The 20,948-nt window shown below is 65.6% G+C and carries 28 protein-coding genes; 9 read left to right on the forward strand and 19 right to left on the reverse strand.

Features of this window, described 5'->3' with window-relative positions:
• Positions 1 to 31 precede the first annotated feature (31 nt).
• Genes E3O22_RS02165 through xseA form a run of 4 tightly spaced genes read right to left on the reverse strand, consistent with a single transcriptional unit; the run spans position 32 to position 2,812 of the window.
• Entirely contained in the window at positions 32 to 673 is a 642-nt protein-coding gene (locus E3O22_RS02165; protein WP_134393797.1) for a carbonic anhydrase, read from the reverse strand.
• Entirely contained in the window at positions 673 to 1,332 is a 660-nt protein-coding gene (locus E3O22_RS02170) for a DUF4245 domain-containing protein (RefSeq protein WP_134393796.1), read from the reverse strand. Before E3O22_RS02170 ends, E3O22_RS02165 begins: the two co-directional genes overlap by 1 nt.
• Positions 1,329 to 1,562 carry an exodeoxyribonuclease VII small subunit gene (locus tag E3O22_RS02175; RefSeq protein WP_370448393.1) on the reverse strand — a complete coding sequence of 78 codons (234 nt, stop codon included), beginning with the start codon at positions 1,560 to 1,562 and terminating at the stop codon, positions 1,329 to 1,331. Before E3O22_RS02175 ends, E3O22_RS02170 begins: the two co-directional genes overlap by 4 nt.
• Positions 1,559 to 2,812 carry an exodeoxyribonuclease VII large subunit gene (gene xseA, locus E3O22_RS02180; RefSeq protein WP_134393794.1) on the reverse strand — a complete coding sequence of 418 codons (1,254 nt, stop codon included), beginning with the start codon at positions 2,810 to 2,812 and terminating at the stop codon, positions 1,559 to 1,561. The genes E3O22_RS02175 and xseA overlap by 4 nt, the downstream gene beginning before the upstream one ends.
• A gap of 89 nt (positions 2,813 to 2,901) precedes the next feature.
• Between xseA and E3O22_RS02185 the strand changes: the two genes are divergently transcribed.
• Positions 2,902 to 3,936 (forward strand): 4-hydroxy-3-methylbut-2-enyl diphosphate reductase, encoded by a 1,035-nt coding sequence (locus E3O22_RS02185; protein ID WP_134393858.1) that lies wholly within the window; start codon positions 2,902 to 2,904, stop codon positions 3,934 to 3,936.
• Positions 3,937 to 4,038: 102 nt separating this feature from the next.
• Here the strand turns inward: E3O22_RS02185 and E3O22_RS02190 are convergent, their stop codons facing one another.
• Both E3O22_RS02190 and fbaA read right to left on the reverse strand, forming a co-directional pair.
• Complete coding sequence (locus E3O22_RS02190) at positions 4,039 to 4,608, reverse strand: DUF6264 family protein (protein ID WP_134393793.1); 570 nt, start codon at positions 4,606 to 4,608, stop codon at positions 4,039 to 4,041.
• Positions 4,609 to 4,620: 12 nt separating this feature from the next.
• Positions 4,621 to 5,646 (reverse strand): class II fructose-bisphosphate aldolase, encoded by a 1,026-nt coding sequence (fbaA, locus tag E3O22_RS02195; RefSeq protein ID WP_134393792.1) that lies wholly within the window; start codon positions 5,644 to 5,646, stop codon positions 4,621 to 4,623.
• Positions 5,647 to 5,866: 220 nt separating this feature from the next.
• Here fbaA and glpX point away from each other — a divergent pair, with 220 nt between their 5' ends.
• Complete coding sequence (gene glpX / locus E3O22_RS02200) at positions 5,867 to 6,823, forward strand: class II fructose-bisphosphatase (RefSeq protein WP_233191397.1); 957 nt, start codon at positions 5,867 to 5,869, stop codon at positions 6,821 to 6,823.
• 95 nt (positions 6,824 to 6,918) lie between these two features.
• Here the strand turns inward: glpX and rmuC are convergent, their stop codons facing one another.
• Together rmuC and E3O22_RS02210 are read right to left on the reverse strand one after the other, a co-directional pair.
• Positions 6,919 to 8,286: a DNA recombination protein RmuC gene (rmuC, locus tag E3O22_RS02205; protein ID WP_134393791.1), complete on the reverse strand. Its 1,368-nt coding sequence runs from the start codon at positions 8,284 to 8,286 to the stop codon at positions 6,919 to 6,921.
• Positions 8,287 to 8,341: 55 nt separating this feature from the next.
• Complete coding sequence (locus E3O22_RS02210; protein ID WP_134393790.1) at positions 8,342 to 8,959, reverse strand: exonuclease domain-containing protein; 618 nt, start codon at positions 8,957 to 8,959, stop codon at positions 8,342 to 8,344.
• Positions 8,960 to 9,042: 83 nt separating this feature from the next.
• Here E3O22_RS02210 and ychF point away from each other — a divergent pair, with 83 nt between their 5' ends.
• The gene (gene ychF, locus E3O22_RS02215) at positions 9,043 to 10,116 is read left to right on the forward strand and encodes a redox-regulated ATPase YchF (RefSeq protein ID WP_134393789.1); all 1,074 of its coding nucleotides are present in this window, start codon (positions 9,043 to 9,045) and stop codon (positions 10,114 to 10,116) included.
• A 128-nt stretch (positions 10,117 to 10,244) separates the two neighbouring features.
• On the opposite strand, the gene E3O22_RS02220 is transcribed toward ychF, so the two are convergent.
• Positions 10,245 to 10,856, reverse strand: coding sequence for a hypothetical protein (locus E3O22_RS02220; RefSeq protein ID WP_241976479.1), 612 nt, complete (start codon positions 10,854 to 10,856; stop codon positions 10,245 to 10,247).
• A 576-nt stretch (positions 10,857 to 11,432) separates the two neighbouring features.
• Here E3O22_RS02220 and E3O22_RS02225 point away from each other — a divergent pair.
• Positions 11,433 to 11,660: a hypothetical protein gene (locus E3O22_RS02225; protein ID WP_134393787.1), complete on the forward strand. Its 228-nt coding sequence runs from the start codon at positions 11,433 to 11,435 to the stop codon at positions 11,658 to 11,660.
• Between the two features lie 99 nt (positions 11,661 to 11,759).
• Here the strand turns inward: E3O22_RS02225 and E3O22_RS02230 are convergent, their stop codons facing one another.
• The 9 genes from E3O22_RS02230 to E3O22_RS02270 all read right to left on the reverse strand — a co-directional run bounded on the left by E3O22_RS02230 (position 11,760) and on the right by E3O22_RS02270 (position 17,181).
• Positions 11,760 to 11,993 carry a hypothetical protein gene (locus E3O22_RS02230; protein WP_134393786.1) on the reverse strand — a complete coding sequence of 78 codons (234 nt, stop codon included), beginning with the start codon at positions 11,991 to 11,993 and terminating at the stop codon, positions 11,760 to 11,762.
• Between the two features lie 502 nt (positions 11,994 to 12,495).
• On the reverse strand, positions 12,496 to 13,242 hold the full coding sequence (locus E3O22_RS02235; protein ID WP_134393785.1) for a hypothetical protein: 747 nt from the start codon (positions 13,240 to 13,242) through the stop codon (positions 12,496 to 12,498).
• Positions 13,243 to 13,892: 650 nt separating this feature from the next.
• Positions 13,893 to 14,765, reverse strand: a complete 873-nt coding sequence (locus E3O22_RS02240) for an NAD(P)-dependent alcohol dehydrogenase (RefSeq protein WP_134393784.1) — start codon at positions 14,763 to 14,765, stop codon at positions 13,893 to 13,895.
• A 79-nt stretch (positions 14,766 to 14,844) separates the two neighbouring features.
• The gene (locus E3O22_RS02245; protein WP_198410553.1) at positions 14,845 to 15,021 is read right to left on the reverse strand and encodes a hypothetical protein; all 177 of its coding nucleotides are present in this window, start codon (positions 15,019 to 15,021) and stop codon (positions 14,845 to 14,847) included.
• A gap of 37 nt (positions 15,022 to 15,058) precedes the next feature.
• Positions 15,059 to 15,250, reverse strand: coding sequence for a hypothetical protein (locus E3O22_RS02250; RefSeq protein ID WP_134393782.1), 192 nt, complete (start codon positions 15,248 to 15,250; stop codon positions 15,059 to 15,061).
• Between the two features lie 126 nt (positions 15,251 to 15,376).
• On the reverse strand, positions 15,377 to 15,562 hold the full coding sequence (locus E3O22_RS02255) for a response regulator transcription factor (protein ID WP_166784533.1): 186 nt from the start codon (positions 15,560 to 15,562) through the stop codon (positions 15,377 to 15,379).
• A 31-nt stretch (positions 15,563 to 15,593) separates the two neighbouring features.
• Positions 15,594 to 15,875 carry a hypothetical protein gene (locus E3O22_RS02260; RefSeq protein WP_134393780.1) on the reverse strand — a complete coding sequence of 94 codons (282 nt, stop codon included), beginning with the start codon at positions 15,873 to 15,875 and terminating at the stop codon, positions 15,594 to 15,596.
• A complete protein-coding gene (locus tag E3O22_RS02265; protein ID WP_134393779.1) occupies positions 15,851 to 16,558 on the reverse strand; it encodes a hypothetical protein in 708 nt (235 codons plus the stop codon). Before E3O22_RS02265 ends, E3O22_RS02260 begins: the two co-directional genes overlap by 25 nt.
• A 125-nt stretch (positions 16,559 to 16,683) precedes the next feature.
• A complete protein-coding gene (locus E3O22_RS02270) occupies positions 16,684 to 17,181 on the reverse strand; it encodes a 2'-5' RNA ligase family protein (protein ID WP_134393778.1) in 498 nt (165 codons plus the stop codon).
• 53 nt (positions 17,182 to 17,234) lie between these two features.
• On the opposite strand from E3O22_RS02270, the gene E3O22_RS02275 reads away from it, so the two are divergent.
• From E3O22_RS02275 to E3O22_RS02290, 5 genes are all read left to right on the forward strand, one after another.
• Entirely contained in the window at positions 17,235 to 17,807 is a 573-nt protein-coding gene (locus E3O22_RS02275) for an HhH-GPD-type base excision DNA repair protein (RefSeq protein WP_134393777.1), read from the forward strand.
• Positions 17,808 to 17,809: 2 nt separating this feature from the next.
• Positions 17,810 to 17,950, forward strand: coding sequence for a hypothetical protein (locus tag E3O22_RS16225; RefSeq protein WP_241976480.1), 141 nt, complete (start codon positions 17,810 to 17,812; stop codon positions 17,948 to 17,950).
• 27 nt (positions 17,951 to 17,977) lie between these two features.
• A complete protein-coding gene (locus E3O22_RS16230) occupies positions 17,978 to 18,202 on the forward strand; it encodes a hypothetical protein (RefSeq protein WP_241976481.1) in 225 nt (74 codons plus the stop codon).
• A 226-nt stretch (positions 18,203 to 18,428) separates the two neighbouring features.
• Entirely contained in the window at positions 18,429 to 19,268 is an 840-nt protein-coding gene (locus E3O22_RS02285) for a bacteriorhodopsin (RefSeq protein WP_134393776.1), read from the forward strand.
• Positions 19,269 to 19,387: 119 nt separating this feature from the next.
• Positions 19,388 to 20,596: an FAD-binding domain-containing protein gene (locus E3O22_RS02290; RefSeq protein WP_198410554.1), complete on the forward strand. Its 1,209-nt coding sequence runs from the start codon at positions 19,388 to 19,390 to the stop codon at positions 20,594 to 20,596.
• A gap of 22 nt (positions 20,597 to 20,618) precedes the next feature.
• Here the strand turns inward: E3O22_RS02290 and E3O22_RS02295 are convergent.
• Positions 20,619 to 20,948: integrase core domain-containing protein (locus tag E3O22_RS02295; RefSeq protein WP_134397067.1), on the reverse strand; the 330-nt coding region annotated here is incomplete at its 5' end.

Below are 20,948 nucleotides of genomic sequence, written 5' to 3' on the forward strand. Positions count from 1 at the left end.
CTGGGCGGCTCGCCGCGGGCGGGTTGCTCGGCTAAACCACGCCGACAACGATGTCGGGCACGGCACGGCCTGCGAGCAGCCGGTAGTTCGCCCCGACGATAGCCAATGTACCTTCTGCCACGGCCGCGCTGATCATCTCCGAGCGCTCGAGCAGTTCGGACACCGTGTCGCGAAGGTGTTCGCGGCCGACGGCGAGGGCGTCGACCAGCTCGGGATCGATCGGCGTCGCATCCTTGGACCCCGCCACCCGGCGGACGGCCGGCACGATCTTCTCGATGATCCGGCTGATGTGCGCGGGCAGTGGTTGCGCGTCGGCGGCCTGGGAATCGATGGCGGCGCGCACGGCCCCGCAGCCGTCGTGGCCGAGCACCAGGATGAGCGGCACACGCAGCACGGCGACCGCGTATTCGAGCGAGCCGAGCACCGAATCGGAGATGACCTGACCGGCATTGCGCACGACGAACAGGTCGCCGAGGCCCTTGTCGAAGATGATCTCGGCGGCCAGCCGCGAGTCGCTGCAGCCGAACAGGGCCGCGTCGGGGGTCTGTACGAAGGCGAGCTCGGCTCGTCGGTCCACATCCTGGCGCGGATGCCGCGGCTCGCCGCTCACGAAGCGGTCGTTTCCGCGCTGCAGGTCGGTCCAGACGTCTGCCGGTGTTGCTGCCTCGTCCATTACTGTCCCTCGGTGCTGTTGGAACTGATCTGTTCGGCCAGCACTGCGGCCAGAACGGCGAGTTCCTCGTCGTCGGCGGTACCGACGAGGAGGTAGGTACTGTCGCCGGCCCTGGTCACCAGAGCGGATTCGAAATTGCCGCGGTCATCTTCCGGTGCGGTGTTGCGGTAGACGTCCCAGGAGACGCCGGCGATCATGACGGTGCCGGCGACCGGAGCATCCTGCAGCTCGTCGGCGAGCCAGCTCGGGTTGGCGCCGAGCGCCTGGGTGAGGCCGATGAACTCGGTCTTGGCCGTGATCAGGCCGATGTACCAGGACGGGATCTTGTCGCTTCCGCCCAGGCGCCACTGCGCCGCGTTGGCCGTCCACCCACTCGGCAACTCCGGAACCAGCAGGGGATCGCTGAGGCCGGGTTGCACCTGCGCGGCAACGGATTGGAAATCGACGTCGCGGTTTCGCGGGGCGTCGCTACGCGGCACCAGCAGCACGAGCACCAGGACTGTGCCCAGTGTGGCCAGCAGGGACAGGATCAGATTGTTCACGGTCTTGTGGGAGCGGTACTTGCGGGAGTTCTCGGCCAGTCGGGTGCGGGTTTCATCCGGCGTCTCCGGGCGCCCGAGCTCTGCGACGATTCGGGGCGCGCGCTTGGCGGAGCTCATCCGGCTGTCGCGGCGGAGTCGACCTGGCCTGCCCGGGCGGCATCCAGTCTGGCTTTCGCGCCGATCAGCCACTCTTCGCAGCGGCGGGCGAGAGCCTCACCTCGTTCCCACAGTGCGAGCGATTCCTCCAGCGACGAGGCACCCTGCTCGAGGGCGTCCACCACGCGCACGAGCTCATCCCGGGCCTGCTCGTAGCTCAGTGCATTGATTTCGTCTGGTGCCGAGGTCATGGTGTCCATTCTAATTTCACATTCGACGGTGTCGGGTCCGAGGTTGCCGCGTTCGCGGTGGCCGCCAGAGCGCCCTCGGCGAGCGTGATCAGGAGTTTCGTCTGCGACGGTGCCTGCCCGGGCGAGCGCACCACCTGGCCGCCCTGCAACTGCACGATCGAGTAGCCGCGGTCGAGGGTGCCCTGGGGGGAGAGGGCGCGCAACTGGGAACGCAGGTCGACGATCACCGCTCCGGCCCGCTCGACCGCCCGGTCGACCAGCTCGGCGCCACGGGCGACGTAGCGGGTGAGGTCCTCGGACCGGGAATCGATGATCCACTGGGGGGTGGCGAGCACCGGGCGTGAGCGAAGCTGGCCGATCCGGTCGACCTCGTGCGCGAGGATGCCGGTCAGCCGGTTGCTGAGGCGGGCCCGGGCTTGCTGTACCCGGTTGAGTTCGTCGGAGACGTCCGGCACGACGCGTTTGGCGGCATCCGTCGGCGTCGACGCGCGCAGGTCGGCCACGTCGTCGAGCAGCGGCCGGTCGGCCTCGTGGCCGATCGCGCTGACCAGCGGGGTCGTGCAGGCCGCCGCAGCCCGGATCAGCGTCTCGTCGCTGAAGCCGAGCAGGTTCTGGAAGTCGCCGCCGCCGCGGGCGACTATGATCACGTCGACCTCCGGGTCGTCGTCCAGCCGCTGGATGGCCGCGGTCACCTCGGACACCATGCGGTCACCCTGCACGGCGGCGTAGGCCAGGTTGAAAGTGACGGCCGGCCAGCGCAGCTGGGCGTTGCGGATGACGTCTTTCTCAGCGTCGGAGTCTTTGCCGGTGACCAGGCCGATGCAATGGGGGAGGAAGGGCAGCGGCTTCTTGCGGGACGCATCGAAAAGACCCTCGCCGGCCAGCCGATTGCGCAGCCGTTCGAGCCGTTCCAGCATGTCGCCGAGGCCCACGTGGCGCATCTCGAGCATCTGCATGGTGAGAGTGCCGCCCTTGACCCAGTAGTTGGGTTTGACGAGGGCGATGACCCGGTCGCCCTGCTTGAAGTCGCTGGTCAGCTTCGCGCGCACCGACGACCAGATCGTGAAGCTGACCGTGGCGTCTTCGGTGAGGTCCTTGAGCTTGCCGTAGACGTTGCCGCCGCTGGCGCCCCACTGGGTGATCTCACCCTCGACCCAGGCCGTGCCGAGGCGCTCGATGTAGCCGCGGATCTTGTTGGCCAGCAGCCCGACCGGCCAGGGGGTCTCGAGGGTGGGTGGTGTGTCCGTCATCAATCGTTCCTCCCACGGACTGCACAGTCGGCCCCCCATAAGATGAGGAGGTGACTATCAGTACGGATTCGCCTGTGATCGGCCTTGGCATGCCACGGCTTCCCCGCGCACGCAACAGGCTCAAGGATACCCCGGTGCTCGGGCACAAACGGGTGCTGCTGGCCGCCCCGCGCGGTTACTGCGCCGGCGTGGACCGTGCCGTCATCGCCGTCGAGAAGGCCCTCGAACTGTACGGCTCCCCCGTGTATGTGCGCAAGCAGATCGTGCACAACATCCACGTGGTCTCCGAGCTGGAGAAGAAGGGGGCGATCTTCGTCGAGGAAGTCGACGAGGTGCCCACCGGCTCCCACATCGTTTTCAGCGCCCACGGCGTGTCCCCGGCCGTCGTCACCGCGGCCACGGACCGAGGCCTGCTGGCAATCGACGCCACCTGCCCACTGGTCACGAAGGTGCACCGTGAGGCCGTGCGCTTCGCCCGGGACGACTTCCAGATCCTGCTGATCGGTCACGAAGGCCACGAAGAGGTCGAGGGAACCGCGGGGGAGGCACCCGAGCACACCACGCTCGTCGGGAGCCCTGACGACGCCGACACCATCGAGGTGCGCGACCCCGACAAGGTGGTCTGGCTGTCTCAGACCACGCTGAGCGTGGACGAGACCATGGAAACCGTGCGTCGCCTGCGTGCCCGTTTTCCAAATCTGCAGGATCCCCCCAGCGACGACATCTGCTACGCCACCCAAAACCGCCAGGTGGCGATTAAGAAGGTGGCCCGTGATTCGGACCTTGTCATTGTGGTCGGATCGGCGAACTCGTCCAACTCGGTGCGACTGGTCGAGGTGGCCCTGGAGCACGGTGCCCGGGCTGCCTACCGCGTGGACTTCGCCAGCGAGATCCAGCAGGAGTGGCTCGACGGGGTTGTCACCGTGGGCGTGACCAGCGGGGCATCCGTGCCCGACGAACTGGTGCACGAGGTGCTCGCCGATCTGGCCGAGGCCGGCTACGGCGACATCGAAGAGATCAAGACGGCCGAGGAGGACCTGCTGTTCTCACTGCCGAAGGAACTGCGAAAGGATCTGTCCGGCAACGCGGATGCCCGCGGTCTCGGCGGACGGGTCAGCAGCTAGGAGCCGGCCGGCCGCGTTCACCACGAAGGCCCCCGTCGATCAGATCCAGGATCTGACCGACGGGGGCCTTCGTGTACGCCGGATACGGCAGCACGGCGTCGCCTACAACGTGCCGTAGACGTCCATCAGGTTCGGGTCGTTGAGCAGCGTCGGGTCGGTGGCCAAAACCGCGGTGGTGAAGGCGATGAACACGAACGCGGACAGAACCGCACCGATCAGCGGCACGTAGAACGCGCGCTTGCCTCGGACCAGCAACAGGATCACGCCTGCCGCTGTGGCCAGCCAGACGAGGGACACACCGATGATCCCGGCCGTGACCAGCCCGGCCGCGGAGGGATCCGGCTCATACGCGGCGAGATCCAGCTGGGTATGGAGCAGTTGAATGGACTCGGTGATCATCGTGAGCATGCTGACCGCGAAGAACGTGGACAGGAGCCCGAGGACGAGCAGGCTCAGAGTCACCGGCCGGTCCCAGGCCGGCGCGGTTCCGGCCGGGCGCACAGCCCGCTCGGGGGCCGCGGCCGGCCCCGCAGCCGGCGGTGTGGCGAGCGTGCGCTCATCCGGGGTAGGAGTCCAGCTCCAACCCTCGGGCGCAAGCTCACCGTACTGGGGACGGGGCCGGGAATCCTCCGGAGGGGTTCCCGAAGGAGTCGACGAAGAATTCTCGGCCATCGTCATCCGGTGCTAGCTGTTCGAGTGGCCGGCGGAGCCGAGCTGGCGGGTGGCGTCAGCGACGCGAGCGGCCATGGCCGTCTCGGCAACCTTGCCCCAGGCGCGCGGGTCGTAGACCTTCTTGTTGCCGACTTCGCCGTCAATCTTGAGCACGCTTTCATAGTTGCTCAGCATGTAGCCGGCGACCGCGCGGGTGAACGCGTACTGGGTGTCGGTGTCGATGTTCATTTTGACGACACCGTTCGCGACGGCCTCGGCGATCTCGGCGTCGGTCGAGCCTGACCCACCGTGGAAGACCAGGTCGAGCGGCTTCGGGCCGGTACCCAGCTTGGCGGCGACGCCGTCCTGGATCTCCTTGAGGAGCTCCGGGCGCAGCTTGACGTTGCCGGGCTTGTATACGCCGTGCACGTTGCCGAAGGTGAGCGCAGCCATGTAGCGGCCGTTCTCGCCCATGCCGAGGGAATCGATCATCGAGAGCGCGTCGTCGAGAGTCGTGTACAGATTCTCGTTGATGTCGCCCTCAACGCCGTCTTCTTCGCCGCCGACGGCGCCGATCTCGACCTCGAGGATGGCGTTGATCGCCTGGGTGCGCTTCAGGATGTCCTTGGCGATGTCCAGGTTCTCTGCCAGCGGGATGGCGGAGCCGTCCCACATGTGCGACTGGAAGATCGGGTTGCGGCCGGCCTTCACCTCGTCTTCGGAAGCGGCGATGAGCGGGAGGACGAAGTCCTCCAGCGCACCCTTGGGGCAGTGGTCCGTGTGGAGTGCAACGGTAATGGGGTAATTGTCGGCGACGGACTGTACGAAGCGCGCCATCGCGAGCGCACCGGAGGCGCGGTTCTTGACCGTGTGGCCGGCGAAGTAATCTGCGCCACCGGTGGTGACCTGGATGATGCCGTCAGAGCCGGCTTCGGTCAGGCCCTGAAGGACGGCATTAATGCTTTGAGAAGACGAAACGTTGAACGCCGGGTAGGCGAACCCCTTCGTCTTGGCCTTGTTGAGCATCTCGGCATACTGGTCTGGGGTTGCGATGGGCATTGTTGAGTCTCCTCGATTGAACCGTTTCGGTCTTCTCATCCTACCGAGGTGGGTCTCCGGCCGTGCCAGCGAGCGCACACCCCCCGCGACGAAGAGCGGGCGCTAGGCTGAACGAGGCAGCACCGACACCGGTGCCGGCCCAATGATGGGTCTTGCCACTGCCGCACTCTTCGTCCGGGAAGGACCATCTGTGAACAGCCCCGAAGTCGCCCCCAATTTCATGCACCCCGACCGCAACCTTGCGATGGAATTGGTGCGGGCCACCGAGGCCGCAGCGATTCGTGCGGTCCCGTTCATCGGCCGCGGCGACAAGAATGCCGCAGACAAGGCAGCCGTCGACGCCATGCGCGTCTTCCTCGGCACCGTGAACTTCGACGGACTCATCGTCATCGGCGAGGGTGAGAAAGACGAAGCCCCGATGCTCTTCAACGGTGAGCGCGTCGGCAACGGAACCGGACCCGCCTGCGACATCGCGGTCGACCCGATCGACGGCACCAGCCTCACCGCCGCCGGACGCCAGAATGCCCTCTCCGTGATCGCGGTCTCCTCCCGGGGCACCATGCTCGACGCGTCATCCGTGTTCTACATGGACAAGATCGTCACGGGCGCCGCCGGGCGCGGAGTCGTCAGCCTCGACGCCCCGATCGGCGACAACATCCGTGAGCTGTCGAAAGCGACGGGCAAGCCGGTCGGCGAAATGGTCCTCGCCGTGCTCGACCGTCCCCGCCACGCCGAACTTATCGACGCCATCCGCAGCGCCGGAGCGGGCACGCGGCTGATGAGCGACGGCGACGTCGCCGGCGGCATCAACGCGGCCCGCTGGGAAACGCGCATCGACATGTGCGTCGGTACGGGTGGCAGCCCCGAAGGCATCACCACGGCCTGCGCGCTCAAGGCCATCGGCGGTTACATGCAGGGACGCCTGGCACCGAAGGACGACGCCGAGCGTGCGGGCGCCGTCGCGGCCGGTCTCGACGTCGACAAGCTGCTGGAGCTGGACGACATGGTCAGCGGCGACAACACCTTCTTCGTCGCCACGGGCGTGACGGATGGCGGACTCGTCGACGGCGTGCGCCGCCAGGGCCCGATCATCCGCACCGAGAGCATCGTGCTGCGGTCGAAGTCCGGCACCACGCGTCGGGTGATCGCCGAGCACCTCGCCTCGAAGTGGCTCTAGGCGCTCGGCTTTAGCTGCCCGCACGGCCGAAAATCGCCGTTCGGACGGCGATTCTCGACGTTATCGGCGATTCTCGGAGTCAGTCAGTCAGTCAGTCAGTCAGTCAGTGCGGCGCCATCGAGTGCGGCGCTTTCGACTACCGCGCTTTCGAGTACCGCGGCCTCCAGTTCCGACACGAACTCCCAGGCGGCCAGTTCGCGCGGGGTGTCCTCGATGCCCGCCAGCGGTGCCAGCACCTTTGACTCATCGAGGGCGTTGAGCTTGCGTGCGGTGGGCAGTACCTGGCGTTCCATCGAGCCGACGAAGCCGTTGTAGTCCTTCACCGTGCGCTCGATCGACCGGCCCAGTTTTTCGATGTGCGTGGCCGTGGTGGCCAGACGGCCGTATAACTCCCGACTGAGGTCGAACAAGACTTTTGCGTCATGCGTGAGTACGTCCTGCTGCCAGGTGAAGGCCACCGTCTTGAGCACCGACCACAGGGTCACCGGGGAGGCGAGGGCCACCCGTTTCGAGAACGCGAATTCCATGATCGAGGGGTCGGCCTCCAACGCCGAGGAGACCAGGGACTCGCTCGGGATGAAGGCGATCACGATCTCCGGGGAGGCCTCCAAGCCCTGCCAGTAGGCCTTGCTACCGAGAGCGGTGATGTGGTCGCGCACGGCCTTGACGTGCGCCTTCATGTAGACGGCCCGCTGGGCTCCCAGGGCGCCGGTAGCGGTGACTGGGATCTGGCTGGCTTCGAGGAACGCCGTGAACGGCACCTTCGCGTCGACGGCGATGTTCTTGCCGCCGGGCAGGTGCACGACCATGTCGGGGCGGCCGGCGCCGGCGTCGGAGGTGATGCTCGACTGCACGTCGAAGTCGACCCGCTCGATCAGGCCGGCGGCCTCGACCACGCTGCGCAGCTGGGTTTCGCCCCAGACCCCGCGCGTGTTGTTGGCGCGCAGGGCCGACGCGAGCGACTCGGCAGTGCTCCGTAGGCGCTCCTCCGACTCGGTCGCCGACCGCAGCTGCTGGCTGAGCTCGCCGTGTTGCAGGCTGCGCTGGGCCTCGAGCTCGGCGACCTTCTGCTGCATGTCCTGCAGGCTCTCCTTGACCGGGGCGAGGGCCTGGAGCACCTTGCTTTCCTGCTTCTGCTGCTCGGTGCGCGCGTCCTGGTCGTCGCGCTGGCGGTCGCTCAGTTCGCGGTATTGCCGCCCCGCGTCGACGACCTGCCCGCGCAGGGCGTCGGCGGTGGCCTGAACTGAGGCCAGCTCTTCGCGCAGGATGGATTGGATGCCGGCCTCCCGGGCATGCACCTCGGCCAGGGCCACCTGGTGCCTGGCCTCGACGACGAGAGGATCGGTGCCGGACGAGCCTCCGTTGCGGCGCTCGGCGGAACGCGCCGTGAGGACCACCGTGAGCAGGGTGCCGAGCAGGGCGCCGACGACAAGGCCGAGAAGAAGACTGAACCAGGAATCCATGGTTCTACTCTGCCAGTGGCCACCGACATTGCCCGAAGCGGTGCCTCAAGGATGCCTAGTTCAGCGCCATCGGGCCGTGCGTGGCGGACTTCTCCTTCGTGGCGACCGGCCCGATGGCGCCGATCTTCACGCCGGTGATCTGCGCCAGCTCCTCGAGAGTGCCGGCCCCGTGCCGGTCGGCGGCGTGGATCATGATGGCCGCGCAGGCCTCCGCGTCGGCCAGGGCGTCGTGGTGGGCGAAACCCTCGAAGCCCGCGGCCATCGCGGCCACCGGAAGCCGGTAGGACTCGAGGTGGTAGGTGCGGCGGGCCACCTGGAGGCTGCAGACGTAGTTGAAGTCGGGCACGACCAGCCCGGCGACAGTGGAGGACGTCTTGATGACCCCCAGGTCGAACCCGGCGTTGTGCGCCACGAGGTGGTCGTCGCCGGCGAAGGCGACCAGATCGGGAAGCTGCTGCGCCCAGGTGGCCGCACCGGCGACATCCGTCGGCCGGATGCCGTGGATCTTGATGTTCCAGGCCAGGAAGACGTCGTGCCCGACGGCCGGCTTGATGAACCAGGCGACACGGTCGACGACCTTGCCGTCACGGACCTTCACCAGCCCGACCGAGCACGCCGAAGCGCTGGAGGAGTTGGCGGTCTCGAAGTCGATGGCGGTGAAGTTGACTGGCACCGCTTCATCCTGTCACGGGCCGCCGACAGCGCGTCGCCTCTGTGCTGACCGGCCCCGGGTCGCAGACGGTACGATTGACTCTCGTGGCTCTTACTATTGCAATCGTCGGACTGCCCAATGTTGGCAAGTCCACCCTCTTCAACGCGTTGACCAAGAACAACGTGCTCGCGGCGAACTACCCGTTCGCCACCATCGAGCCCAACGTCGGCATCGTCAACCTGCCCGACCACCGCCTGGCCAAGCTGGCGGCGGTCTTCGGTAGCGAGCGTCTGCTGCCTGCCCCGGTGTCGTTCGTCGACATCGCCGGCATCGTGCGCGGCGCCAGCGAGGGGGAAGGGCTCGGCAACAAGTTCCTCGCCAACATTCGGGAGGCAGACGCCATCGCTCAGGTCATCCGCGGTTTCGCCGACCCCGACGTGGTGCACGTCGATGGCGCCGTCGACCCGGCCGGCGACATGGAGACGATCAACACCGAACTCATCCTCGCCGACCTGCAGACCCTCGAGAAGGCGGTCTCCCGCTTCGAAAAAGAGGTCAAGGGGCGCAAGCTTCCCGCCATCGTGCTGGAGACCGCGCTTAAGGCGCAGGCCATCCTCGACGCCGGAGCGCCGCTGTCATCGGCCACGCTCGACATCGAGCCCATCCGGGAGCTGGGCCTGCTGACGGCCAAGCCGTTCATCTACGTGTTCAACGTCGACGAGGCGGTGCTGCAGGATGCCGGGAAGCTCGCTGTTCTGGCCGCGCTGGTGGCCCCGGCCAACGCCGTGTTCCTCGACGCGAAGCTCGAATCCGAGCTCAGTGAACTCGACGCCGAGGACGCTGCCGAGATGCTGGCGTCCACCGGCCAGGCCGAGAGCGGGCTCGACCAGCTCGCCCGCATCGGCTTCGACACCCTCGGCCTGCAGACCTACCTCACGGCCGGGCCCAAGGAAACACGCGCCTGGACCATCCACAAGGGCTGGACCGCTCCGCAGGCCGCCGGCGTCATTCACACCGACTTTCAAAAGGGCTTCATCAAGGCGGAGATCTTCTCCTTCGACGATCTGATGGAGGCCGGTTCCGTGGCGGAGGCCCGCTCCAAGGGCAAGGCCCGCATCGAGGGCAAGGAATACATCATGCAGGACGGCGACGTGGTGGAGTTCCGTTTCAACGTCTAGTTCAAGTGGATCCAGGGCTTGAAGCGGTGATGGGCGCCCGTGCCGGTCACCGCGCTTTCTCTGGCGAATCGTTGCTTCATTTGGCCAAAGTGGTCGCGGAAGCCTCGACGTACGTCATGATGCGAGCGCTAATTACAAAAGTCCGCGATTCGGCGATTTCGCGATGAGACGAACTCGATCGTTAGTCTCCGATAATCCTGATAGGCAGCCATCGTCCTCGGAAATGCGGGCGGGCGGAAGTCATCGAACGGCATCAAGGACCTGACTGCAGTGGAGTCTTCATTCACAAGATCTTGCAGGAGGAAAAATTTCACGTAGCCTTCGAAGCTTTCGAACAGAGCGAAGAAATCGGGATACCGGGCAAGCGTCTCACCGAGGGGGCTGCCCATGCCGAGGTAGTGCCGTCGTACACCTTCGAGGGTGAGATCGAGCCGATCGGCGATCTTCTGATTGAACCCGCGGGCACCGTTGATGGTCTGTTTACCGTCCACCTTATTGCCGGGGAAAAGCATCATCCCAACGATTGTGTACCCGATGTCGTGGAACGACTTCCGTTCCACTTCCGGTATCTCGTCGATAATGTGCGCCATCCTGAACCAGCTGGCGAACGTGGGTATGACGGAATCACTCGCAAGGTAGAACTCGCCCAAGGCAGACTTGTGGTGCAGATACGCGTCCGGCGTGTGGTCGTCCAAGTCGAACAGAACGCCGCTGGGCAAGGGTTTGCTCCAGATCTGCATGTGATAATTGCGAAGTGTTCGACTGTGCGTGTCAGGATCTTTTCCGCGAGCGTCGGTCCGCACGTCAAACGTCGTATCGATAGCTGAGTTTCGCCCCATGAACCCGAATCTTACTAAGCCTCGATCTACCGGTCCGCCTTGAGTGAACGGGGTCGCTGACTGCTGGGCGGTGTTTTGGTGGTGGGCACGGCGAAGTTGTCGGCCTTTGCTGCCGATGGTGTTCCGTGAGCTTCGGTGCCGTGTGGCGGATGGTCAGGTGGTGACGGTTTGCGGCGGGCCGCAGGCCGCCGCGAATGCGGCTGTCCGAGTTGCGACTCGGCATCGATAGCTTCGGCGGTCTGGCATCACTGCCGTGATGGATGCCATGCTCCAAACATGAGCAATTGGTGGCGCAGGACTCTCGGCATTGGGGTCGTTCTTTCAGTGAGTGTCGGTCTCGTCGCGTGCTCGGCGACGTCGGCGTCCTCGGTTCAGGAATCCCCGAACGGCCGGTTGATTGCCGTCTCCGGGCAGACGAGTGACGTTCAAGAGCAGGCGCTCGCGGAGGGAACAGTCGCGTGGGGGCGTGGCGATTGCATGGTGGTCGAAGCAGAGGAGACCTACCTCATCGTGTTCCCACAGGGCACGACTATTGGCGGCAGCGATGAGGTGATTCTTCCCGACGGCTATGTCATCAGCGCTGGCGACGAGGTAGGACTCGGGGGCGGCTTCCACCCGGTTTTCACAGCGAGTGAGCTCTCGGCGACGCTGGGGGCGTGCCTGACCGAAGAGGTGTTCTGGGCAAGCGGCGAGGTGGCCGAGTAATCTCGACCACTGGATAGCGCCCTCACCCACATGCGCGAGAGGGCCGCCCATCCCAGATCTATCCTCTCGACGTGACTGCGTGGAATTTAAATTCAGTGTCTAGTTCTGAGTGTGCATGCCCCTATCGGGCTCGAATACCGCAGGGGACTCCCTATGCCGATTCCAGAGTTCGAACCAATCCGTGGAGCCGGTCAGCTCGATTCCGTCGTCGAGATAGGACGACCATCGGCGCGTCTGATCGTTGGCGTCGATCAGCGGGAGGAACAATCGAAGCATGGGAAAACTGGCATATCGATCCGGGACGAGATCGCGCGCTGGCGTGATGTCGCTCATTCTCGTTCCGCCTCCCGAGGGCCCCAAGATGAATCGACGCAATTCACGGGCCGTGGCTGACGAATACCGTGCCGCTGAGGTCGTACTGCGCGCTGGTGAACCGACTACTGTCGTAACGTTGCTTGGTGACGCAACGTGGTGGAGTTCCGTTTCAACGTGTAGCTCGTAGTCCCGGCTGCAACTGTTCCTGTTTCGGACAATTGTGGCCGGCGCACCGGCAGCAGTTGTCCGTTCCGGCAACAACTGCCCTGATCTCGTGGGTGAGTACCTCTCTCGTGGACCGCGGGCCCGCATGCGGCAGCAGAGTTTCCGTCTCGCTCAGGTGTGATTTACCTCCTCTTGGCCGGCTGGACGGCCTATTTTCGCGTCATGCACTTCCCGGTCAGCTGGCGCAGTTCCGCTTCAACGTGGAGCCCGCAGACTAATAGACCCGGGACGACTCTCGCGATGGGCGCAGCAGCCGGCGGGGTTGGGCAGACCCTTTCACGGGGTGTGTGGCGGCTCAGGCCCCTGAATCCACCGAGGGGACATAGAAGTGGGTGATCGGCCCGAGTGGATCGTCGGCGATGAGGACGACTGACAATGTGCGGTCTTGTCGGTCTGATGATGGCGTGCAGGGTGGAAGTGAAACATGACCCACGACGATGCGGAGCTGGAGCGGGTCATCCGTGGGCTGGCCAAGCGAAGAGATGTTCCACGAGGAATCGGGATACTGGGCTTCAAGTTCGGCGGCGTTGTCTCCGACGGCGATTCCGTCGACTGTGCCGATGTGGACCCCGTTCACGGTCTCGGCTGACACTGCGAAAGTGGTGTTCGGGCAACGAGGTGCATTCGGGCTATCCCAATCCCGATCCCAATCCTGCACGACAAAATCGGCCCAGGAGTAGGTGATTCTCGGATGCCGCTCGTCGCCCAAGGTATCGAATATTGGCGCGCTGCCCAGGGCCAACGAAAGTGCAGGGACCAACTCGCTGGCGGGCTGGAAATAGTCGAATGTGGACAGGGCATTGCCCGATGCATCCCGCAGCTCGATCGACGTCGCACTGAGGAAGATGTCCGTCACTTCGGCTGGATCGGGCGGCGACACCGATTGAGTTGGTGTCGGTGCCGCCGTGGGCATTGCCGTCGGGCTGGGAGTACGGGGGATAGGAACTGCTGGACCAGAACAGCCGGTCAGCAGCACCGCGCCAAAAGCGAGGAGCAGGGCTGAGAGGACTGCGCCCACACCAGACACGCCGTGATCGGCCATGGTTTTTCCCCAGAGTCATCGGACGCATAGCGCCCTCGGTACATCGTTACACAGACGATCAGATATTCCTCAGGAGTGGGTTGGTGTTGCCGTCTCAAGGTCACGTTCTTTGGTTCCGAAACGCGGTGGAGTTCCGTTTCAACGTCTAGAGCGTTCCGGCCGCAACTGATTCCGTTTCGGACAATTGCTGCCGGTGCGCGGGGCGCAGTTGTCCGCTGCGGCACCAGTTGCGATGGTGAGGCTCGGTGCACTTGAGCGAGTCGTGATGGTCTTCCTTGGCTTGGCCGGCTGAGTTCTCTGGTACTCGTAATGTGTTTTCGTGCGGTAAGGCGGTGGAGTTCCGCTTCAACGTCCAGCGCGTTGCGTGGGGCGTGTGGGGTGTGGCTAAATCAGGAGATCTGTCGCCCGGGGATGCCACCAGGGCGGTCTTTCAGAGTGGATCCCGCCACGGGTCGGACAATTCTCCTGAATTAGCCACCGCGCGGGGCTCCCCGCTCCAGCAAATCGTGTTGCAGGGGCAGGGGAGATCCCTCGGCCGACACCTCGACTTCTCCGCGGACGAGCAACAGAATCGGGATCGGGGCCACGCTCGATGAACTCAAAACCGCGTGCCCCGATGCTCACGGACCAGAGAGACTGCCTCCGCCCCCTCAACCGGCCGCGACGCGCAGGATGACGTTGCCTTTCTTATGGCCGGCCTCGACGAAACGGTGCGCCAGAGCGACGTCGGCCAGGTCGTACGTCCGATCGATGACCGCCAGGAACCGACCCGACTCGGCAAGGTCGACCAGGTGCGCGAGAGCATCCGCGGTGCTGTCGATGTTGCCCGCGACGACCCGCCTCCCGCTCCTCCTGGTGTGCCAGGCGGCCAGAAGCAGCCCCCGGAGATCGGAGACGACGAGCAACAGGGCGCCGCCGGAAGTGAGGCACGCCGCAGCGCGTTCACAGGGGGCGTTCCTGACGCAATCCATGATGACGTCGTAGGTTTGCCCCTCGAGCAGGAAATCCTCCGTTGTGTAGTCGATCACCCGGTCGGCGCCGAGCGCGGTGACCAGCTCGCGGTTGGCGCCGCTGCACACGCCGGTGACGCGCGCGCCCATCTGCTTGGCGAGCTGCACCGCCGCCGTGCCCACGGCACCGGATGCGCCGTTCACGAGAACGGTGCTGCCCGGTTTGATCTCGGCGCGGCTGAAAAAAGCATGGGCGGTGGTCCCGCCGAAGACGAGAGTCACGGAATCCGTGAAGGTCATGTTCCGTGGCTTCGCCGTGATCGCGCCATCCTGCGGGATGCAGACGTATTCCGCGTGCCCGCCGAATCGGCTGCCGAGCATCGCGATCACCTCGTCGCCGGGCCCGAACGACGCTCCCAGCAAGGAGAACACGGTCACGCTGAGGATATGCGTCACGATGGGCACGGGGGAGTCGAGGAACCTGGCGTTGTGCGCCGAGGCGACAGCCCCGCCCGCCTGCTCGGTCAGCCGCGCTGCCCCGGCGAGCAGCGGGATGAGGCTGAGCAGGATCAACCCGGTTGACGCACGCCACTGCCCCGCTGGGCCATCCTTCGACTGTCGTGGGGTGCCGCGGCAGTCGCGATGTCCCGGGTCATGGTTGCCTGCTTCCCAGAGCGTTGACGGAGATCAGCGTCACACCCAGGTCACTCACTCGGCGCAGCAGCCCGTGCAGCGCGGCCTGGTCGATGACCGAGCCCGTGAGGACTGTCGTGCCGTCGCCTGTCCCGGTCAGTGTGAAGCCCTCGAACCAGTCACTCCAACTCTCCACGAGCTGCCCCTGAAGCCGAATCTCATAGCGGTCGAGTTCAGCCCGTGATGCCGACCAAGCCGAGGACGGCCATGCCGAAGCTGAGACTGTGCACCGTCACCCAGGTCTGGGTGGTGAGGGAGGCGGCCTCGTCGGCGGGGTGGATGAACTGGATGACGATGTAGATCAGCCCGGACAGTGCGGCGGCGACCGCGGCCCTTCGGGTGAGAGTAGAAGGCGTGATGCTCATGAGGTGCTCCGATGCTCTGAGAAGCCCCAGGCGGATACCCGAGGATGACCCGAATCTAAGGAGACACATGCTGACGGGGCATCACCCCACGTGGTGACCGAGGTGGTGATTATGCCGACTGCCGGATTAGATCAGGCCCAGCTGGGCGGCGTGGCTGACGGCAACCGAACGGCTGTTGACGTTGAGCTTGCCGAAGATGTGCCTGCTGTGGGTGCGCAGGGTGTTGAGCGAGACGCACAGTTCACGGGCGATCTGGGGACCGGTGAGTTCGGTCGCCAGGAACCGGAGTACGTGCAGCTCGCGCTCGCTCACGGGCTCAGGCAGGGTCGGCGGGCCGACTGTTTCATCGCCGGATGTTTGCAGGGCCCGGCCGATCCGTCGCACGTAGTCGGAGCTGATTCCCGCCTCGGCGGCCTACTCCGGCGGCGGCCAGAAGCCGGTCGAGCAACCGGATGGCCGACCCGATCGACCCCTCGCTCGGATCGGCCCGGTGTTGCGCGAGGAGCAGCTTCGCCAGGGTGATGTGCCCGAACTCGCTCAGGTAGGTCAGCTCGTCGTCCGCGGACAGGCCGTGCTTGTCGGCCCAGGCCCGGGCATCCGTCAGCCGTCCCTGCTGGATCCGCAACCGCGCCCGCAGGACATATGCAGAGAGGTGGTGATACCGGTACCAGCGGCGCCGGTCAACCAGGGCAACGACGAAGAGATCCTCCGCTCGAGGGACTCCAGCATCTCGCTGCTCCCCGTTTCCTCGGTGACGGCGTCACAGAGGGGGCCAGTGAGCCGGTCCAGGATGCAGGTGCGCAGCAGGAATGCCCGCACCTTCTCGGGCTGACGTTGCATCACCTCCTCGGCGAGATAGTCGATCACGAACCGGTTGCTCCCGGTGAAGCCGTGAATGAAGCCGGAGACATCCGAGCGTTCCCGCATCGAGAGGGCCGCCAGCCGGAGACCGGCGATCCAACCCTCTGTGCGTGTGTCAAGAGCGGCGATGTCCTCGGCCGAGAGCTTCAGGTCCACCATGTCCTTCAGGAAGGCGGAAGCCTCGTCCGGGGTGAAGCTCAGATCGGATGCCCGCAACTCGGTGAGCTCGTTCCCGGCACGCAGTCGCGCCACGGGGTGGAGCGGATCGGATCGGCTCGCCACGGCCAGGTGCAGATTCGACGGAAGGTGATCGAGGAGGAAGACCAGCGCATCGCGGATATCCGGTGCCTCAATCAGTTGGAGGTCATCGAGCACCATGATGATCTCGTGCGGACTCTGGGCGACGTCGTTGATCAGTCCCGTCAGCGCCGACTCGAACGACGTCACCGGAAGGGTCAACGCTGCTGCACCGATCGCGGGATCTGCCCGAGTGCGCGCGTGACGCCCCTGGTTGCGGAAGCCGGGGCGCAGCTCGGCGCACAGACCCGCTGCACCCGACCGGGTGTCCGCACTCAGACGGGAGTAGGCAAGGGGAACGTGGCGAGCACCGTGCGGCCGCTCGCCGCCGATCGGGGCGCCATGTCCACGAGGGCGATCTGGGTGAGAGCGAGCCGCTGGCCCTCGTGCACCCGGGCGCCGTTCTTGATCGTGATGTGGGCCCGGAAGCCGGGACCCGTGAACGCGGGCTCGTCGGGGGTGGAGGCAAACGGCCGCACAGCCTCGACGAGGGCGCGGTGCAGCCGGGTCAGGCGCGGGTCGTCCCCGACGAGCGTCACCGGCACGTCCTCGCGCCGGCCGAACAGCGCGTCGGCACCCGCGACCGCCGTGAGGGCGGTGCGGCCCGATGCCGTGGCGGCGACGACGCCGGAAATGACATCCGCGATGACGGATGCAACGGCATCCGTGTGAAAGGGGGGCAGCACGGTGATGTGCAATGGCCACTCCGACACCGGGAAGCTGTCGCCTGTACGGAGCGCCGTGAGCGGGAGGACGACGACGAGGCGGGACATCCGCCGAGTCTAGGGGAATCCCGCCGGCGCGCCGCCGGTGGCACAATGGTCGCATGATGCTGCACCTCACCGGCGATGACGCCGCCGACGCCCTGCTCAGCGATGACCCCTTCGCGCTCCTCCTCGGGATGCTGCTGGACCAGCAGATCGCGATGGAGACCGCGTTCGCCGGGCCGGCCAAGATCCGCGACCGGATCGGCACGCTCAATCCGGCGACCATCGCCGGTTTCGACGCCGATGCACTCGTCGAGGTGTTCCGGGCCACGCCGGCGGTGCACCGCTTTCCGGGCTCGATGGCCGCTCGCACGCAGACCCTCGCGGGCGTGATCGCCACAGACTGGAGGGGTGATGCGTCCGCCCTGTGGACCGCCGACTCCCCGGACGGCGCCGAGATCCTGCGGCGCCTGAAAGCGCTCCCGGGATTCGGCGAGCAGAAGGCGAAGATCTTCCTTGCCCTGCTCGGCAAGCGTCAGGGTCTCACCGTGCAGGGCTGGCGTGAGGCCTCCGAGCCCTATGGCGAGGACGGCTCGTTCCGGTCCGTCGCCGACATCGTCGACCCCGAATCCCTGAACCGGGTGCGGGAAACCAAGCGGGAGGCGAAGGCGGCCGCCAAGAAGAAGGAGTAGCCATGGTGCGTTTCCTGATCCGCGCGGCCATTTTCCTCGGTTCGGCCGCGCTCGGCCTCGGGGTGGCGTCGCTGGTACTCGTGGGTTTCAGGCTTACCTGGCAGGGATTCCTGATCACGGTGCTCGTTTTCGCGGCCGCGTAGAGCATCCTGTCGCCCTCTATCACGAAATTGACGGCACGTAATACGCCGGCGTTCCTGGGCGGGGTCGGCCTGGTGTCGACCTTCGTGGTGCTACTGGTCGCATCCGTCGTCGCCAACGGGCTTGTCATCCGCGGCTGGCAGACCTGGATCCTGGCCGCCTTGGTGGTCTGGCTGGTCACCGCCCTCGCGACGGTCATTCTGCCGCTGCTGTTCCGGCGTACGGTGGCACAGCAGGTCGGCACCAGCAGGTAGGGCGGTGTCGACCACATCAGCGAGCGTATAGCGGCTGAGCGCCATCTGCACCGTAGCTATTGACCTGCTGACCGGCGGCGATACTCTATGCAAAGAATCAGGAAACGTGTACTAAATTCATAGTTAGCAATCAGATAGGCAGTTCAGTAACTGAGAAATCAATAAACACAGCAAAGCTCTTCGGCACGACTCTTTCCTGTTCTTTCTCGCTTATTCGGAGGACAACGTGATTCCCGATTCCCTCACCCAGATTCAATACGACACCGTCTACAACGTGTTCTCGCTCGTCATCGCGTCACAGCTGTTCACGGCGATCTTCATCATCATCTCGCTCAAGCGGGTCCTGCCCCGGTATCGTCAGGCGATGACCGTCGCGGCCATCGTCTGTGCGATTGCCGCCTACCACTATTTCCGCATTTTCGACTCCTTCAAGGCTGCCTTCGTCACCGAGGCCATCGGCGGGGCGGGCGACTATGTGCAGGTCGCCGGGGAGTCCTTCAATGAGGGCTACCGCTACGTCGACTGGTTGCTCACGGTTCCCCTGCTGCTGCTCGAACTGATCGCGGTTCTCGCCCTGGCCCGCAAGGTGCAAACCAGTCTCCTGTACCGGCTCATTCCGGCTTCGGCCCTGATGATCATCCTCGGGTACCCCGGCGAGCTCAGCGGGGACAACGCCGTACGCGGAATCTTCGGTCTGCTCTCCACCATCCCGTTCGCGTACATCCTCTACGTTCTGTTCGTCGAACTGACCAAGTCCCTCGACCGCCAGCCGCAGAGTGTGCGCCGCACGATCAGCCAGCTGCGCCTGCTTCTGCTGCTGACCTGGGGTGTTTACCCGATCGCCTACCTACTGCCCATGCTGGGTATCGACGGCTCGGATGCCTGGGTCGGCAAACAGATCGGATACTCGGTCGCCGACATCCTCGCCAAGGCCCTCTACGGTCTGATCATCTACCGCATCGCGCGGATGAAGTCGTTCGCGGATGACCCGGCATTCGCACGCCTCGAACTGTCGGTCGATGAGGCCGAGGAGATGGCCGCCCCGGTGCACGTGCGGAACAAGTAGGCCTACCCGGCCACCTGCTCACCGCCAACGGGCCTGGGCCGATCGCGATCATCTTGATCGTGACCGGCCCAGGCCCGTTTCGCTTTCTGCTGCCCCTCAGGCGGAGTCTAAAATCAAGTGTGCTCATCGCCCTGAACGACAGAACCGCGGATGCCGTGGTGCGGCGCCATCTGCACCACCTGGTCGATGACGAGGTGCGGGCGAGCCCGAGCATCCGGGGCGGCCAGACCAGCGCCGACCGTGCCCTGGCGGAATTCTCGGTGGCGGGCTATGCGGCCAAGCGCAGCCAGGTGCTGCCGGAAACCGATCGCGGGGCATCCCGGCTATCACCGTACATTCGGCACTCCTTGGTGCCGCTTCGCCGGGCTTGGGAGCACGTCGGCAACGGACCTGCCCGAGATACCCGCAAATTCCGGGACGAGTTGCTCTGGCAGGAATACGCCCGACACCTCTATGCGCGTGTGGGTGTGGCCCTGCACCGAAACCTGCGCTTTGCGGCACCCTGGGCCGGAGAATTCGAACCTCAGGCCTGGCCGCGCCGGATGCACTGCATCGACTCGGTCGTGTCGGAACTGGAAACCGACGGCTGGCTGGTCAATCAGACCCGGATGTGGCTGGCCTCCCAGTACACGGTCCGGTCTGGCGCGGGGTGGCATGCCGGCCAGGAAGAATTCTACCGGCACCTGCTCGACGGCTCCCGCGCGGCCAACCTCCTGGGCTGGCAGTGGACCGTGGGTGCCGGCACCGGCTCCGCCTACGGCTTCGCCCGCTGGCAGGTTGAGAAACGGGCACCGCAGCTCTGCCGGGAGTGTCCGCTCGCCCGGGCCTGCCCGATCGAGCAGTTTCCGGTGGGGGCAGCGCCAGTGCCGGTGACGGATGCTCCGGCCACTCTCACGCACGATCCGCACCTGTCCGACACGATGGGGCCCACCGACGTCGTGCGGCGCCGCGCACCCCGGTCGGTGCTGCTGACGGTCGATTCCCTGGGCGACGCCGATCCGGCGCTCGCGGCGCATCCCGCACTGCCGGCCGCCTTCGTCTTCGACGAGCCGGCCCTGGCCAAGCTGCGGCTCTCAAGCAAAAGACTGATCTTCACCGTGGAAACCCTTCAGGATCTGGCCCGGCGTCGCGAGGTGGTCGTGTACCTGGGTGACCCGCGAGTGATCGTTCCGGGCCTCGACGCAGCAGTCACGTTTGCGCCGGTGCCCAGCTTCGCGCGCTACGCGGAGGGCGCGGCCGTGCTGCACCCGTGGCCGTGGCTGGTGCCGCCGCATAGCGGATCGGTGGCCAGTTTCTCGGCCTGGCGCCGTGCCTCGGCCGGCGTCTAGAGTCCGAAGCCGAGCGTGCGGGCTAGCTGTTGTTCCCACTGACGTTGTGAGCACGGTTGATGGGTGATTTGCCGCCGATGCCGGTATGGGGTCTGTGGTGATTGTAGCTATGGATCCAGTCTTGGTAGGTGGCTGCTCGGGCGGCGTCTGAGTTGTAGTGGTGGGCGTAAGCCCATTCCGCGGCGAGGGTGCGGTGGAATCGTTCGATCTTTCCGTTGGTTTGGGGTCGGTAGGGCCGGGTGTACTTGTGCGTAATGTCGCCCAGAGCGTCGTTGAAGAACTTCGACCGGTAGCAGGAGCCGTTGTCGGTCATGACGCGCAGCACAGTGATGTCGTGGGTCGCGTAGAACGC

Source organism: Cryobacterium sp. TMT2-18-2 (assembly GCF_004402245.1).
In the GTDB taxonomy this organism is placed as follows: Bacteria; Actinomycetota; Actinomycetes; order Actinomycetales; family Microbacteriaceae; genus Cryobacterium; species Cryobacterium sandaracinum.

Coding starts and splice junctions, on each gene's coding strand:
- E3O22_RS16225 (WP_241976480.1), top strand. CDS start 17,810: ATGGTGCGTTTCCTGATCCGCGCGGCCATTTTCCTCGGTTCGGCCGCG.
- glpX (WP_233191397.1), top strand. CDS start 5,867: ATGCACCCCGACCGCAACCTTGCGATGGAATTGGTGCGGGCCACCGAG.
- fbaA (WP_134393792.1), bottom strand. CDS start 5,646: ATGCCCATCGCAACCCCAGACCAGTATGCCGAGATGCTCAACAAGGCC.
- E3O22_RS02220 (WP_241976479.1), bottom strand. CDS start 10,856: ATGCAGATCTGGAGCAAACCCTTGCCCAGCGGCGTTCTGTTCGACTTG.
- E3O22_RS02185 (WP_134393858.1), top strand. CDS start 2,902: ATGCCACGGCTTCCCCGCGCACGCAACAGGCTCAAGGATACCCCGGTG.
- E3O22_RS02235 (WP_134393785.1), bottom strand. CDS start 13,242: ATGGCCGATCACGGCGTGTCTGGTGTGGGCGCAGTCCTCTCAGCCCTG.
- E3O22_RS02175 (WP_370448393.1), bottom strand. CDS start 1,562: ATGACCTCGGCACCAGACGAAATCAATGCACTGAGCTACGAGCAGGCC.
- E3O22_RS02275 (WP_134393777.1), top strand. CDS start 17,235: ATGATGCTGCACCTCACCGGCGATGACGCCGCCGACGCCCTGCTCAGC.
- E3O22_RS02250 (WP_134393782.1), bottom strand. CDS start 15,250: ATGAGCATCACGCCTTCTACTCTCACCCGAAGGGCCGCGGTCGCCGCC.
- E3O22_RS02190 (WP_134393793.1), bottom strand. CDS start 4,608: ATGGCCGAGAATTCTTCGTCGACTCCTTCGGGAACCCCTCCGGAGGAT.
- E3O22_RS02270 (WP_134393778.1), bottom strand. CDS start 17,181: ATGTCCCGCCTCGTCGTCGTCCTCCCGCTCACGGCGCTCCGTACAGGC.
- rmuC (WP_134393791.1), bottom strand. CDS start 8,286: ATGGATTCCTGGTTCAGTCTTCTTCTCGGCCTTGTCGTCGGCGCCCTG.
- E3O22_RS02170 (WP_134393796.1), bottom strand. CDS start 1,332: ATGAGCTCCGCCAAGCGCGCGCCCCGAATCGTCGCAGAGCTCGGGCGC.
- E3O22_RS02225 (WP_134393787.1), top strand. CDS start 11,433: ATGGTGGTCGAAGCAGAGGAGACCTACCTCATCGTGTTCCCACAGGGC.
- E3O22_RS02165 (WP_134393797.1), bottom strand. CDS start 673: ATGGACGAGGCAGCAACACCGGCAGACGTCTGGACCGACCTGCAGCGC.
- E3O22_RS02230 (WP_134393786.1), bottom strand. CDS start 11,993: ATGAGCGACATCACGCCAGCGCGCGATCTCGTCCCGGATCGATATGCC.
- xseA (WP_134393794.1), bottom strand. CDS start 2,812: ATGACGGACACACCACCCACCCTCGAGACCCCCTGGCCGGTCGGGCTG.